The sequence below is a fragment of the Streptomyces sp. NPDC003027 genome (assembly GCF_053591435.1).
Window position 1 is genome coordinate 18460 of sequence record NZ_JBSFTU010000042.1, and the last position, 14955, is coordinate 33414.

Genomic DNA, 14955 nt, shown 5'->3' on the forward strand with positions numbered 1-14955 from the left:
GTGACCCCTGGTCGGTTAACGGTTAGGTTAGCCTAACCTTGCAGGCTCGCAAAGGGTGTTCTCGGGCGTGACCGAAAACGGCAGTCCGGAGAACTGCCGTTTCGGATCCGCTAGTTGAATCTTGAAGAGCCTGTGAGGGGTCAGGCGTCGGCGGAGGCCGCTCTCCGGTGGTGCCGGCCCAGCGGTACGACGAGAGGAGCGCCGCACTCCTCGTCGTACCGCACCCTCGCCTCCAGGTCGAAGACCTCGCGCAGCAGGTCCTCCGACAGCACGTCGACCGGCGCGCCCTGCGCCACGATCCGGCCGTCCTTCATCGCGACCAGGCGGTCGGCGTAGCGCGCGGCGAGGGAGAGCTCGTGCAGCACCATCACCACCGTCCGGCCGGTGTCCTGGTGCAACTCGCGCACCAGGTCGAGGACATCGATCTGGTGGGCCAGGTCGAGGTGGTTGGTCGGCTCGTCGAGCAGCAGGATCTTCGTGTTCTGCGCCAGGGCCATGGCGATCCAGGCCCGCTGCCGCTGGCCGCCCGAGAGCTCGTCCAGGGTGCGCTCGGCCAGGTCGTACGTCCCGGTGCTGCGCAGCGCCTGCTCCACGGCGGCCTCGTCGTCGGAGGACCAGCGGCGGTACCAGCTCTGATGCGGATGCCGGCCACGCGCCACCAGGTCGGCCACCGTGATGCCCTCCGGCGCCTCGGGCGACTGGGGCAACAGGCCGACGGTCCCCGCGACCCGGCGGGTCGGCAGGGTGTGGACCGGGCTTCCGTCCAGCAGGACATGCCCGCTCTTGGGGCGCAGCAGCCGTCCGAAGGAGCGCAACAGGGTCGATTTGCCGCAGCCGTTGGGCCCGATCACGGCGGTCACCGAACCGTCCGGGATGTCGAGGTCCAGGTCGTGCACGACCGTGCGCTCCCCGTAGGCCAGGGACAGCTTCTCGGCACGCAGCCGCACGCCGGCCGTCGACGCCGTGGGCATGGTCGCCGTCGAGGACCGGTCCGTCCCGCTCGTGCGGCCGGCCTGACCGGTCTGGCTCGTCTGGCTCGTCTCCGTCATGACTTCCGGGCCTTTCCGCTCCGAACGAGCAGGTAGAGCAGGTAGGGGGCGCCGAGGGCGGCGGTGAGGATGCCCACGGGAAGCTCGATCCTCCCGAAGGCCGTACGTCCCAGGACGTCCGCCCAGACGGTGACGGCGGCGCCGAGCACCGTCGAGGCGAGCAGGGGAGGGGTGCCGGTGCGCACCAGCCGGACCGCGAGCTGGGGGCAGGCGAGGGCCACGAACGCCACCGGCCCCGCGGCGGCGGTCGCGGTCGCGGTGAGCAGGACCGCGACGAGCAGCAGGGTGGCGCGGCTGGTGTTCATCCGTACGCCCAGGCCGCGAGCCGTGTCCTCGTCGAAGTTCAGCGCCCCGAAGGAGAAGGAGAGGACGAGGGCGACGGGCAGCAGCAGGGCCAGCGCCCAGCCCACGGCCCGCGCGTTGTCCCATGTACTGGCGTTGAGGCTGCCGGTGAGCCAGAGGATCGCCCGGCCCGCGTCCACGATCGAGGCCTTGACGAGCAGCCAGGAGATCACACTGGACAGGACGGCCTGCACGCCCACGCCCACCAGCAGCATCCGGTAGCCGGAGAGCCCTCGCCGCACGGCCAGGAGGTAGACGATCGCCGCGGCGAGGAGTCCGCCGCCGACGGACGCGGCGGGGACGCCGATCTCGGCGAGCGGGCCGCTGACGCTGCCGTACTCCCCGCCGAGGACGATCACGGCCACCGCGCCCGCGCCCGCGCCCGCCGTCACGCCCAGGATGTCCGGGCTGGCGAGCGGGTTGCGGGCGACTCCCTGCACCAGGGCGCCGGCGAGCCCGAGGGCCGCCCCGACGAACGCGCCCGTGGCGGCCCGGGGGAGACGGAAGTCGAGGACGACCAGGCGGTCCGCCTCGCCGCCGCCGCCGAACAGGACCCGGACCACGTCCGGCAGCGGGATGGCGAAGTCGCCGCGGGCCGTGCTGACGACGACGGCCGCGAAGAGGGCGACGGCCGCGGCCAGCGGTACGAGGACCGTACGCGGCCGCCACACCCCGGAGGCCGGGCCGACCCGCAACGGCCTGCGCCCCGGCACGACCGGCCCGCCCCTTCCGGGCCGCACACCGGGCGCGGTGTCGTCGCCGCTCGTCCTCGTGTTCGCTGTCGATTCCACTGTCACAGTCGCACCGGCTTCCTGCGGCGTACGAGCGAGATGAAGAGCGGTGCGCCGATGAAGGCGAGCATGATGCCGACGGGCAGCTCGCCCGGCCGGGCCACCAGACGGCCCAGGATGTCCGCGCCCAGCATCAGGATGGCGCCGAGCAGCGCCGCGTACCCCAGCACCCAGCGGTAGTCGGGACCGGTGAAGGACCTGCCGATGTGAGTGGCCATCAGCCCCACGAAGCCGATCGGCCCGCAGGCGGCGACGGCCACACCGGTGAGGAGGGTGATCGCCGCCATGCCGGTGAACCGGGTCAGGCCGATGCGCACGCCGAGCGCCCTGGCCACGTCCTCGCCGAGGGAGAGCGCGTTCAGGCCTGGGGCGTTGACGGCGGCGGCCAGCAGACCGACCGCGACGAACGGCAGCATCTGGAAGGTGAGTTCCAGGGTCCGGCCGCTCACCGAGCCCACGGTCCAGAACCGGTAGACGTCCAGCGCCTGCTGGTCGAAGAGGACGACGCCCGCCGTCAGCGCGGTGAAGAGCGCGTGGACGGCGGCGCCCGCCAGAGCCAGGGTCACCGGGGTCGCGCCGCCCTTGGAGAAGGTGCTGACCAGGTAGACGACGACGCTGGCCAGCATCGCCCCCAGGAAACCGAACCACACGTACCCGTACAGGGTGGTGACCCCGAGCAGGAAGATGCCACCGGTCACGAACAGGCCCGCGCCGGCGCTGACACCGAGGAGGACGGGATCGGCGATCGGGTTGCGGGTGTGGCCCTGCATGAGGGCTCCGGCGACGCCGAGCGCGACACCGGCGGTGACGGCGAGCGCCGTGCGGGGCAGCCGCAGGTTGCGCACGATGACATCGCCCTCGGTCCCGGAGGGGCTCCACACACCGTGCCACACCTGCGCCGCCGTCAGTGACTTCGTACCGAACATGATGCTCAGAACGGCGACGACCACGAGCAGTCCCGCCAGGACGAGAAGGCCCGTCCAGCGTCTGCGCGCGCGTTCCGCCTTCGCGGCCGGCTGCCGCGCGGTCGCCTTCCGAGGTGGCGCTGATAGCGCTTGGGTCACGATCTCCTCCGAACTGCCCCGCCGTAAGTTAGGCGAGCCTATCCTTACAGCTGCACCCCCCGTGAGAGAAGGGAACCACCTGATGAGAGCCCGTTGGCTCGGCCGCTTCCGCCGCACCGTGGGAGCCGCCGCCGTCACCGCAGGACTGCTCGCCACCGCCGCTTGCGGTGCCGGCTCCGAGACGAAGGACGAGACGAAGGCCGGCGAGACGCCCGCCGCCTCGGACTCCGCTTTCCCCCGCACCGTCGAACACGCCATGGGCAAGACCGAGGTGAAGAAGGCGCCCAAGCGTATCGTCGCCCTCGACATGACGTTCGTCGACGCCACCCTCGCGCTCAAGGGCGAGGTGGTCGGCTACACCACCATCGCGAGCAGCGGCGCGTCCCTTCCTTCCTACTTCGGTGCCGACGCCAAGACGTACGCCGCGAACGCCAAGCCGGTCGGCACCCTGGAGGAGCCGAGCCTGGAGAAGATCATCCAGCTCAAGCCGGACCTCATCCTCTCCGCGAAGGTGCGCCACGAGAAGCTGTACAAGCAGCTGAGCGCCATCGCCCCGACCGTCTTCTCCGAGACCACCGGCGGTACGTGGAAGGACAACCTGCGCCTCGTCGGCAAGGCGATGGGTCAGGAGAAGGCCGCCGACGAGCGGATCGCCGCCTTCGAGAAGCGCGCCAAGGCCATCGGCGACAGCGTGCGCAAGGCGAAGGGCGCCAACCCCACGGTTTCCGTGGTGCGATTCGTGGACGGCCCGACGCGCATCTACAAGGAGGACACCTACATCGGCGTGATCGTCAAGGACCTCGGTTTCGGCAAGCCCGCCGCGGCCACCGGCACCGGCTTCAACACCGAGGTGTCGGACGAGGAGATCGCGAAGATGGACGCCGACGACATCTTCATCTCGCTCTACGCCGACGAGGCCGGACTCTCCAAGCAGACCAAGGAGAAGTTCGAGGCCAACCCGCTGTGGAAGCAGCTGAAGGGTGCCAAGCACGAGGTCGACGACAAGATCTGGATGAGCGCGGTGGGCCTGTACGGCGCCAACTCCGTTCTCGACGACGTCGCCAAGACCTACAAGGTCGACCCGGCGAAGGCGTGACCGCCTGACCGCGAGGGGGCCGGGCACCGGAAGGTGCCCGGCCCCCTTTCAGCGCTTCCTGGGGCAGGTGGCGCAGAGCTCGTCCGGCCGGATCGTGTAGTACAGGCAGCAGTTGGTACGGGTCCGCGTCGGCTCGCCGTCCAGATCGGCCGACGGCCGGAACCCGGCGGCCCCCACGTAGGGCGGTGTGGAGCCGGGCAGCAGCGCGTCGGCGGCCGCGGTCGCGGCGCCCGCGTCGCCCAGCGCCCGGCCCAGGTGCCAGACACCGCCCGCGAGTTGATCGGTGACCATGCCCCACAGGGCGTGCGGCCTGCGCCGGACGTGCGGCTGGAAGGCGTCGAGCACCGGGGCGAGATGCTCGGCGACGGCGGACCGCAACTCGGCCCGCAGCGCCTCCGGTCCGGCGGCGGTGCGCACGCCGGGCAGCCCCTCCAGCCGGTCGCCCGCCAGACATGTCAGCGCCTCGGCGCCGACGGTCATCTCCCGCTCCTGCCAGCCGTACGCGACCAGCTCCAGCGGCACGCGCGGAACCCGACGTTCGAGGTACCAGGGCCCGCTCATCGCGAGACAGGCGGTGAACACGTACCGCTGGAACGCCCAGGTCGCCGCGACATCGCGCCGGGGAGCCTTTCCGTACGCCTGCTCGATGCGCCGCGCCTCGGCGGCGACCAGGCGCTCCACCGCCTCGGCCTCCCGGCCGAGTCGACGCCCCTCGACCCATCCGGCCGCCGCCTCCCGAGGGGCGTCGCCGGCCCGGATCCTCACCAGGGGGGAGATCTCACCGAGCCGCCGGTAGACACCCGAGAGCGGCTCGACGGACGCGACGGACGCGGCGGAGGGGGCCGGGGCGGCGGGGGCGGTCGAGAGCGGCACGTTACTTCCCGTCTTCCACACGAGTCACACGAGAGAGGTAAGCCTTACCTTATATTCCTCCCCGCTGAAACGCACGGTGTATCACGCGCGTGTCCGCCACGTGAGCGACGAACTGGCATTCGGTGCAGGGGGGTACCGGCTCGCCTTCGATAGACCGTTCGATACCGTGTCGCCTTTCCCAGGCATGATCACGCGGGCATCCCCCACTGTCCGCTTCACGATGGAGCGACATGAAACGACCTCTATGGTCCACGGTCGTCACGGCGATGGTGGCCGTGGCGCTCGGCGCGATACCGGCCCACGCCGCCCCGGTGAGCGCTGACACGCCGACCCCGACGACGGCCGGGCCCATCGATCCGGCCCTGCACGACGAGGTCGCCGACGGAGGCACGGTCAGGGTCAACGTCCTCGCCAGGAGCCGTGCCGACCTGCCCGCCGCCGCCCGCGCGGGCAAGACCGGCAAGGCCCTCCAGACCCTGTCCACGGTGCCCGTCACCACGCTGCGCGTGGACAAGGCCGGTCTGGCGAAGCTGGCCGCCCAGCCCGGTGTCCTGAGCGTCACCGAGGACGAGGCCGCGTCTCCCAGCCTGGACTCGACCATTCCGCTCATCGGCGCGGACAAGACCGTCGCCGCGGGGCAGAACGGCGCCGGCACGGCAGTCGCCGTCATCGACACCGGCGTCGCCGTCAACCACCCCTTCCTCGGCGACCGGGTGATCGCCGAGGCGTGCTTCTCGGCCACCGACGCCGCCGCCGGCGTCACCAGCCTGTGCCCCGACGGCACCGACCAGCAGGAGGGACCGGGCTCGGCCGACGTGGAGACCGGCCCCTGCGCGGGGACCCGGCTGTGCGATCACGGAACCCATGTCGCCGGTATCGCCGCCGGCAACGGGCAGGGCCTGACCGGAGCCCCCAAGACCGGTGTCGCCCCCGGCGCCGGCATCGTCGCCGTCCAGGTGTTCCACAAGAACAGCACCGAGGCGGTCTGCGGCGCCGGCAAGGCACCGTGCGTGAGGGCATACACCAGCGACCAGCTCGCGGGCCTTGAGAAGGTCCTGCGGCTCCGGCAGTCCGGCACGCCGGTCGTCGCGGCCAACATGAGCCTGGGCGCCGCCAAGCACACGACGCACTGCGACACGGACGTCCGCAAGGCGGTCATCGACAACCTGCGCGCCGCCGGTGTCGCCACCGTGATAGCCGGCGGCAACCAGGCGTACGCCGACGCGGTGGGCGAGCCCGCCTGCATCTCCTCGGCCATCACGGTCGGCAGCACCACCGACGGCGACCAGCCGTCCTCCTTCACCAACCGGGGTCCGCTGCTCGACCTCTTCGCGCCGGGCAGCAGCGTCGTCTCCTCGGTCAGCGGCAACTCCTACGCCTCGTACAACGGCACCTCCATGGCCGCCCCGCACGTCGCGGGCGCCTTCGCGGTGCTCAAGCAGGCCTACCCGCGGGCGAGCGTCACCGAGCTCGAGACGCTCCTGAAGGCCACCGGGAAGCCCATCGCCGACACGACCGTCACCACTCCGCGCATCCAGCTCGACCAGGCGCTGAAGCCGCGCATCACGGACTTCGACGGTGACGGCGTGGAGGACACGGTCGTCGGCGCGCCGAAGACCACCGTGGGCGGCGACGCCAACGCCGGTGCCGTACGGGTCGTGTACGGCGGCGGCAAGGGCACCGCCGAGATCAACCAGGACCTCGCCGCCGTGTCGGAAGGCGCCGAGCCGGGCGACCTGTTCGGTGAGAACCTCGCCACCTTCGACCACGACCGGGACGGCTACACCGACCTCCTGGTGGGTGTCCCGGCCGAGGACGTGGGCACCACCACCGACGCCGGTGCCGCCCAGATCTTCTACGGCGCCGCGGGCGGCCTGTCCACCGGCAAGGCCCCGGTCGGCCTCGTCCAGGGCACCGGCTCCGGCTCGATCCTGGGCTCGGCCCCCGAGGCCGGTGACCGCTTCGGCGCCGCCGTCGCCGCCGGACACACCACCGCCGGTGAGCCGTACCTGCTGATCGGCGTTCCCGGCGAGGACCTGGGCAGCGTCACCGACGCGGGCAGCGCCCATTACCTGCGCGGCAGCGTCAACGCCGCCGTCCACCAGGACAAGCCGGGCATGGGCGGTACCGCCGAGGCCGGCGACAAGTTCGGCGCCGCCGTCGCCGCCTCCGCCAACCACCTGGTCATCGGCTCGCCGGGCGAGGCGATCGGCACCCTGGCCAACGCGGGCGGCGTGCAGGTCCTCAAGCACGGCCTGAACGCCGACGGCATCCCCACCCCGATCCAGGGCATCAGCCAGGACGACGACTTCGTGTCCGGCGCGTCCGAGGCGGGCGACCAGTTCGGCGCGGCCGTCGCGGCCGTCGCGTACGCTCCCTCCGCCACGGCCGCCGCGACCGACACCGTCTTCGCGGTGGGCTCCCCCGGAGAGGCCCTGGCGGTCGGCACCGCCAACGTCAGCCAGGCCGGCGCGGTCCAGAGCTTCCGCGTCACCGAAGCCGGTGCGGTCACCCAGGCCGCCAACTTCAACGCCGAGGTCCCGAACGTGCAGGGCGGAGCCGAGGCGGGCGACAAGTTCGGCCAGAAGGTCGCCCTGGCGAACCTGTCACCGCGCGAGCCCGGCGCCGCCAACACCCTCGTCCTCGCGGTCGGCATCCCCGGTGAGGACATCGGCACCACCTCGGACGCGGGCGCGGTGCAGACCTTCTACCCGTTCGGCGCCCCCGGCGACACCGACTTCTGGCTGGAGGCCGGCAACGCCTCGGGCCTCGGCGGCACCCCCACGGCCGGCCACGCCATCGGCAACCACCTCGGCGTCACGGCCTCCCGGCTCCACGTCGGCGTGCCCCACACCACACCCCACGGTGCCGCGTACGCCCTGCCGTGGGGCAACGCCACCGGTGGCCGTACCGGCGCCACCGGAACGGTGACCGCGCACCAGCCCGGCCAGAACGGCCTTCCGGCCGGGGGCAGCGCATTCGGCTGGGCGATCGGCTGACCTCGGCCGTGATCCGGACCTGACCGGACACGCCTGAAACCGGACACGCTGAAAGGTGAGGCCCTGGAGGATTCCCTCCAGGGCCTCACCCGTTCCCTGTCCGGGCCCTCAGGCGGCCCGGTAAGCCGCCGTCAGTTTCCCGACGGCGCCGGTGAGGTCGCCCGTCAGGAGCAGATGGTCCGCCTCGGCGAACGGCCCGGCCGTCGCCTCGGTGATGTCCTGGCCGATCCGTCGCTGCACGATCATCCGCGCCTCGGCGACCAGTTCCCTGCCTTCCACCGACGTTCCGCGACCGGCCGCCTGGAGCACCCTGGCGGCGAGGGCGATGGCCTTCAGGGCGGGCTCCCCGCCGGCGGGCGCCTTGGACAGGGTGGTCAGGCCCCAGCCGTACGGGAACTGCGGGTCGTAGGCGGCGTCACCGACGTTGATCGGCAGCTGCGCCTCCGACCTGGGCCAGGTGACCGGGAGCTGCCCGGTGAAGGGGCGCTTGCCGTAGAGGACGTCCGCGACGCCGTCCCCCTCGGTGCCGGGCAGCCAGGACGCGACCAGGGCGTCGATGGCGCCGAGCCGGTCACCGATGAGCTGGGGGCGGCCGGAGACGACCAGGACCGCGCACCTCATCGCGGCGCAGACCTTGTCGACGGCCGCCTTGTCGGCCGCGCTCAGTTCGAGGTCGTGGCCGTTGCCCACGTCCCCGAAGCCCTCGGCGTAGGGCGTCTCACCGACGACGACCACGCCGACGTCGTAGCCGTCGGTGGCGGCCGAGGCGTCCTTGGAGTAGGCGATGGAGGCGGCGGGGGCGGCCTTCCTCATCCCTTCGAGGATCGTGGTGCCCGTCGTCGTCCGGCCGGACGAGCCCTGCCAGCTGATGGTCCAGCCGCCGGCCTGGTTGCCGAGGTCGTCGGCGTTGGAACCGGCGACGTACACCTTCTGCGACGTCTTCAGCGGCAGCACGGCGCCGTCGTTCTTCAGCAGCACCTGGGACTTGGCCACCGCCTCGCGCGCCACGGCGCGGTGCTCGGCCGAGCCGACCGTTCCGAGGTGGGTGGTGTCCGCGTACGGCCGCTCGAACAGGCCGAGCCTGAACTTCTGCGTCAGGATCCGGGACACCGCGTCGTCGACGCGCGCCCGGCTGACCCGCCCGGCCGCCACCTCCTCCGCCAGGATCCGGGTGAAGTCCTGGTAGTTCGTCGGCACCATGATCATGTCGAGGCCCGCGTTGACCGACGTACGGACATCGCTCGGATAGTCCCCGGGGATCTGGTCGATGGCCTGCCAGTCGCTGATGACGAATCCGTCGAATCCCATCCGCTCCTTGAGGACGCCGTTGATCATCTCGGCGTTGGCGTGCATCTTCACCGGGCCCCGGTCGTCACCCAGGACGTCCAGCGAGGAGTACGAGGGCATGACCGTGCCCGCGCCGCGCTCGACGGCCTCGGCGAACGGCGCCAGATGCACGGCCTCCAGCTCCTCGCGGGTGACCTTGGTGAGGCCCTGGTCGATCGTGTACGAGCCGGTGGTCGAGGAGCCGAACTCGGTACCGCCGTCGCCCACGAAGTGCTTGGCGCTGGTGAGCACCTTGTCGTTGCGGTCGAGGTCCTTCCCGTTCGGCGCGCCCTGCATGCCGTTGATCACGGTCTCCATCGCGGTCACCAGGGCGGGATCCTCGCCGAACGCCTCGTAGGAGCGGCCCCAGCGTTCGTCCCGGGTGACGCAGAGGCAGGGCGCGAAGTCCCACGGGATGCCGGTGGCCCGCACCTCCTTGGCGGTGACGGCGCCCGTCCTCTCGGCGACCTTCGGGTCGCGGCCGGCACCGATGCCGATGTTGTGCGGCATGATCGTCGACCCGATGACGTTGTTGTGTCCGTGCACCGCGTCCACCCCGTAGATCAACGGGATCTGGAAGCGGGTGGCCCGGGTGCGCAGTTGGTAGGCGTCGACCATCTTCGCCCACGCCTCGGGCGCGTTGGGCGTGGGCACGGAGCCGCCGCCGGAGAGCAGCGAGCCGAGGTCGTAGGAGGCGATGTCCCCGGGGGACTTGAGCGCGTTCCGCTCGGCCTGCGTCATCTGGCCGGCCTTCTCGGCGAGCGACATCCGTGCGAGCAGGTCGGCCACCCGCTTCTTCACCGGCAGCCGCTTGTCGAGGTAGGGCAGGCCGTGGCCGTCCACCACCACCTGAGGCGTCTCCGTGGGGGCCTTGGCCCCGGTGACGGTCAGCGTGAGCGGAATCGTCTCGGCGGACTCGGCGGCGCCGTCCTTCGTCGTCGCCACCGCGATCGAACGGGACGTGCCGGAGGCCGTGCCGGCCGGGAAGGTGACGCTGCCGGTGACCGGCGTGTAGTCCTCGCCCGCCTCGGCGCCGCCGCCCGCGCCGCCCTCGGTCGTGTACGCGACCGTCACCGGCTCGTCGATCGGCCCGGAGCCCGTGGTGGCGACCGAGAGCCGCACCTGGGCGGTGCCGCCCTCCCGGACCGGGTACACGGCGGCGTCGGTGACGACCTTGGTGTTCAGGGCCGGTTCGGCCTTCCCGTACAGCTCCAGGCCGTCGAGGGCGAAGGAACCGGGGGAACCCGGCGGCAGGGTGAGGGCGTAGCCCCACATCTCGTTCAGACCGAGGATCTGGTCGATGCCGCCGACGGGCTGGTAGTCCGCGCGGTACTGGAAGTCGGAGAACGGGATCTCGACGAGATGCCACCCCTCCCAGTCGTCGGTGAACGACGTCGTCCACAGTTCGGACGCCTCGCCGTTCGCGCCACCGTCCTTGATCTCGAAGTGGACGCGCTTGCCCGAACCGGGCGGCAGCGGCGCGGTGTTCTGGCCGTACCACCAGAAGCGGACGCCCTTGAACGCGGTCCAGTCGTGGGCCGGTGCGTCGAAGGCGAAGTCATGGCTGAAACCGCCCCAGCCGCTGATGTCGTAGCCGCCTTCGAGCACCTTGTCGCCCTCGGGCGCGTCGGCCCGCTCGGCGATCCGCAGGCTCGGATGGTCGTCGGCGTCGCTGCCCCAGGTGAAGATCCCCTCCGCGGGAGGGGGAGCGAAGGGGATCTCCCCCTCGAAGCGGTCGACGGCCACGGGCACGGGATCCTCGGCGGCCGCGGCGCTCGGCAGGGCGCCGGCGAGCAGGCCGCCGAGAACGGCGATGGATGCGATCAACGCCGTACTCGTTCTGCTCCTGGGACGGGGGCGTGGCATTGCGTCTCCTTCTGTACGACAGGGGCGATGCGCGGGGTCGGGGTTCGTGCCGCGGGGCCGACGCGTGCGGGGAGGGGCGGGGGCGCCGTGCCCCATGGGGGAGCGGCCGGGAAGGCGGCTCGGGAAGCGGGTGCGGAGCGGCGGAGGAAGCGCTCCCCGCACGCGGTGCGGCGAGTCAACCGTCAGGCCACCGTGCCGTCAAGACTTCACGCCGACATCGGCTGAATCCCAAGTTTCCCGCCCCTCCGGCCCGTTGTGCGTTCATCACCTGAATGCACAAGCGGGTCGGCCTCGCGCTGCTGTCCCGGGTGGTCCACCATCTGCCGGACCGGGTCCCGGCGGCCCGCGAGCCGGCACGCCACCACGAGACACGGCCACGCCACCACAAGACACGACCACGCCACCAAGGCCTCCGCCATTCACGCCGATTTCCCTGTTTACGTCGTTCTCCCTCTTCACAGCAGACACTGGTAGGGACAGGGCTGCGGACGACGAGGTGATCACATGAGCGGGACGAACGGTGGAGACGAGCGGGCCGCCGAGGAGCGCAACCTGCTGAAGGGGCTGAGCGTGGACGACACGCACCCCGAGCAACCCGTCCTGCTCAGCGCCGCGGGCGACCCCATCCGCACCTGGCAGGAGAACTACCCGTACGACCGCAAGATCCGCCGCGGCGAGTACGAGCGGGCCAAGCGGATCCTGCAGATCGAGATGCTCAAGTTGCAGCGGTGGGCCAAGGACACCGGAGCCCGGCTGGTCGTGGTGTGCGAGGGCCGGGACGCCGCCGGCAAGGGCGGCACCATCCAGCGGTTCACCGAGAGGCTCAACCCTCGCGGCGCCCGGATCGTCGCCCTGGACAAGCCGACCGAGCGCGAGGCGGGGCAGTGGTACTTCCAGCGCTACATCGCCCACCTCCCCGCCCCCGGCGAGATCGTGTTCTTCGACCGCTCCTGGTACAACCGGGCGGGCGTCGAACGAGTCATGGGCTTCTGCACCGACGAGGAGTACGCGCTCTTCCTCCACCAGTGCCCGCTGTTCGAGCGCATGCTGGTCGAGGACGGCATCCACCTGGTGAAGTTCTGGTTCTCCGTGTCGCGATCCGAGCAGCGCACCCGCTTCGCGATCCGGCAGGTGGACCCGGTCCGGCAGTGGAAACTCTCACCCACCGACCTGGCCTCGCTCGATCTCTGGGACGACTACACCACCGCCAAGGTCGCCATGTTCAGGGCGACGGACACCGAGCACGCGCCATGGACGGTGGTCAAGAGCAACGACAAGCGACGGGCACGCCTGGAGGCCATGCGCAGCCTGCTGTCGCGCATCGACTACGCGAGCAAGGACCCGGAAGCGGTGGGCGCGCCCGACCCCCTCATCGTCGGCGCCGCGGACACCCTCCTCGAGCCGGGGGAGGAGACGTCCGCGCTCTCTCCCACCCCGCTGGCTCCGCTCCGGCAGGGACCGGGGGAACACCCCGGCCGCTGACGAGCCGACGTACGACACCCGGGCCGTCGCGGCCTCACCGCCTCCCGGGCGGTCGCGGCCTCACGGCGTCCCGGACCGGTGCGCGCGTGAGGCGGTGGCCGGTGCCGGGTGCCGCGCGGCCTCCTCCAACGTGTGGAGCAGCGTGCGCAGGGCGGGTTGGTCCAGGGTGCTCGCGCGTACCGCCGCGTGGATGGTCCTGACCGGCTCCGGTCGCCGGACGCGGCGGAGGGCGACGCCGGAGCGGCGCCCGGCCGCTCCGAGGCGGGGGACGAGTCCGACGCCGAGGCCTGCCGCGACGAAACCGAGCGCGGTGGCGTAGTCCTCGCTCTCCGCCACGACGTCGGGGCTGAAGCCCGCCGCGGCACACGCCTCCAGTACGACGTCGAGGCAGGGCCCCGGCGGTTCGCTGCCGATCCACGGCTCGCCGGCGAGATCGGCGAGGTCGAGTACGCGCCGCGCGGCGAGCGGGTGATCGGCGGGGAGAGCGGCGAGGTACTCGTCGTCGAGCAGGTGGACCAGATGGATGCCCGCTTGCCTGCCACCGCCGCGGGGCCGGACCACGATCGCCAGGTCGGCATCGCCCTGTTCGACCTCCGCCAGCGGGTCTTCCGGGTCGATCAGTCCCAGGTCGATCCGCAGCCCCTGATGCTCGCGGCGGAGCCGGGCCAGGGCGGGCGCGACGAGCGTCGGGCCCACCGAGGTGAAGTAGCGGATGGCCAGCCTGCCGGTGCGTCCGGCTCGCAGGTCGGCCAGCGCCGTCTCCGCCTCGGCGATGTTCTGGCTGATGATCGCCGTGTGCTCGGTGAGGAGCCGGCCCGCCGCGGTCGGCCGTACGCCCCGTCCCACCCGTTCGAGCAGGGTGATCCCGGCTTCCTTCTCCAGCGCCGCCACCTGCTGGCTCACGGCGGAGGGCGTGTAACCGAGGTGCGCCGCGGCCGCGGTCACCGAACCGCTGGTGACCACCGCACGCAGCACCTGCATCCGTCTCAGATCAAGCATGTAGCACAGCTTAATGGTCATGCAGAACCTTTTGATTGTGCTTATGTGCGGTCGGCGGCATCGTTGCCTCGGGGCCAGACCTGGGAGGAGAACGAGCGTGCACCGTGCGGCAGGCAGGACATGGGCCCTGGCCCGGATGGGGGTGCTCGCCCTGCTGTGGGGCTCGACCTTCCTGTGGATCGAGCTGGCCCTGGAGGCCCTCTCCCCGGTACAGGTCACCCTCGCCCGCTGCCTGCTGGGCACCGGCACGCTGCTGGTGCTGTGCGTGGCGTCCGGGCAGCGCCTGCCTCGTGAACGCGCCGTCTGGGGCCGTGTGTTCGTGGCCGCCTTCTGGTGCAACGCGTTGCCGTTCGCGATGTTCAGCATCGGCCAGCAGACCGTCGACTCCGGCGTGGCGGGGGTACTGAACGCGACCACCCCGCTCTGGTCCCTGCTCGTCGGTATCGCCATCGGCTCGGAGCGCGGGGTCCGCCCGCTGCGCTGGGGCGGCCTGCTGCTGGGGTTCGGCGGCGTGGTGCTGATCTTCGCCCCATGGCAGGGGGCCGGGGTCGTCGGCTGGGGCGCCCTCGCCATCGTCGCCGCGGCGGCGAGCTACGCGATCGGCTTCACGTACATGGGACGCGCCCTCGTCGGAAAGGGGCACGCGACCCTCTCCCTCTCCACGGCTCAGCTCCTCGCCGCCTCCGGCCTCACCGCCCTGAGCCTGCCGGCCGGTGGCCTGGAACCCGTGCACCTCAGCCGCGGGGGCCTGATCGCGGTGGTGATCCTGGGCGTCTTCGCCACCGGGATCACCTTCCACCTCACGTACCGGATCATCGCCGACGAAGGCGCGACCAACGCCGCGACCGTCGGATATCTGCTGCCCGTGGTCTCGGTCGGGCTGGGCGCCCTCGTACTCGACGAACCCTTCAGCCTCCGGGTCGCCGCGGGAATGCTGATCGTCCTCGTCGGCGTCGGCATGACGCGCCGGAAGAAACCGGCGCCCGCGGCACCGGCCCACCCGCCGCCGCCCTCCCACCCGGCGCGGTCGTAGCCGGCCGATGTCTCCCGCTCCCGAACCGCCAGACG

Annotated in this window: 10 protein-coding genes; 4 read left to right on the forward strand and 6 right to left on the reverse strand. The window is 71.8% G+C overall.

The window, feature by feature from the left end; genetic code table 11:
- Positions 1 to 140 precede the first annotated feature (140 nt).
- The 3 genes from ACWDX6_RS25150 to ACWDX6_RS25160 all read right to left on the reverse strand — a co-directional run bounded on the left by ACWDX6_RS25150 (position 141) and on the right by ACWDX6_RS25160 (position 3246).
- Complete coding sequence (locus tag ACWDX6_RS25150) at positions 141 to 971, reverse strand: ABC transporter ATP-binding protein (protein ID WP_451487171.1); 831 nt, start codon at positions 969 to 971, stop codon at positions 141 to 143.
- 74 nt (positions 972 to 1045) lie between these two features.
- Entirely contained in the window at positions 1046 to 2104 is a 1059-nt protein-coding gene (locus ACWDX6_RS25155; protein WP_451487146.1) for a FecCD family ABC transporter permease, read from the reverse strand.
- Positions 2105 to 2184: 80 nt separating this feature from the next.
- On the reverse strand, positions 2185 to 3246 hold the full coding sequence (locus ACWDX6_RS25160) for a FecCD family ABC transporter permease (RefSeq protein ID WP_451487147.1): 1062 nt from the start codon (positions 3244 to 3246) through the stop codon (positions 2185 to 2187).
- A gap of 82 nt (positions 3247 to 3328) precedes the next feature.
- On the opposite strand from ACWDX6_RS25160, the gene ACWDX6_RS25165 reads away from it, so the two are divergent.
- A complete protein-coding gene (locus tag ACWDX6_RS25165) occupies positions 3329 to 4342 on the forward strand; it encodes an ABC transporter substrate-binding protein (protein WP_451487148.1) in 1014 nt (337 codons plus the stop codon).
- A gap of 48 nt (positions 4343 to 4390) precedes the next feature.
- On the opposite strand, the gene ACWDX6_RS25170 is transcribed toward ACWDX6_RS25165, so the two are convergent.
- On the reverse strand, positions 4391 to 5215 hold the full coding sequence (locus ACWDX6_RS25170) for a (2Fe-2S)-binding protein (protein WP_451487149.1): 825 nt from the start codon (positions 5213 to 5215) through the stop codon (positions 4391 to 4393).
- 230 nt (positions 5216 to 5445) lie between these two features.
- Here ACWDX6_RS25170 and ACWDX6_RS25175 point away from each other — a divergent pair, with 230 nt between their 5' ends.
- Positions 5446 to 8214, forward strand: coding sequence for a S8 family peptidase (locus ACWDX6_RS25175; protein ID WP_451487150.1), 2769 nt, complete (start codon positions 5446 to 5448; stop codon positions 8212 to 8214).
- A gap of 108 nt (positions 8215 to 8322) precedes the next feature.
- On the opposite strand, the gene ACWDX6_RS25180 is transcribed toward ACWDX6_RS25175, so the two are convergent.
- Complete coding sequence (locus ACWDX6_RS25180) at positions 8323 to 11406, reverse strand: glycoside hydrolase family 3 N-terminal domain-containing protein (protein WP_451487151.1); 3084 nt, start codon at positions 11404 to 11406, stop codon at positions 8323 to 8325.
- A 504-nt stretch (positions 11407 to 11910) separates the two neighbouring features.
- Here ACWDX6_RS25180 and ppk2 point away from each other — a divergent pair.
- Positions 11911 to 12888, forward strand: a complete 978-nt coding sequence (gene ppk2, locus ACWDX6_RS25185) for a polyphosphate kinase 2 (RefSeq protein ID WP_451487152.1) — start codon at positions 11911 to 11913, stop codon at positions 12886 to 12888.
- 60 nt (positions 12889 to 12948) lie between these two features.
- On the opposite strand, the gene ACWDX6_RS25190 is transcribed toward ppk2, so the two are convergent.
- Positions 12949 to 13887, reverse strand: coding sequence for a LysR family transcriptional regulator (locus ACWDX6_RS25190; RefSeq protein WP_451487153.1), 939 nt, complete (start codon positions 13885 to 13887; stop codon positions 12949 to 12951).
- A gap of 136 nt (positions 13888 to 14023) precedes the next feature.
- Between ACWDX6_RS25190 and ACWDX6_RS25195 the strand changes: the two genes are divergently transcribed.
- On the forward strand, positions 14024 to 14920 hold the full coding sequence (locus ACWDX6_RS25195; protein ID WP_451487172.1) for a DMT family transporter: 897 nt from the start codon (positions 14024 to 14026) through the stop codon (positions 14918 to 14920).
- Positions 14921 to 14955: the final 35 nt, after the last annotated feature.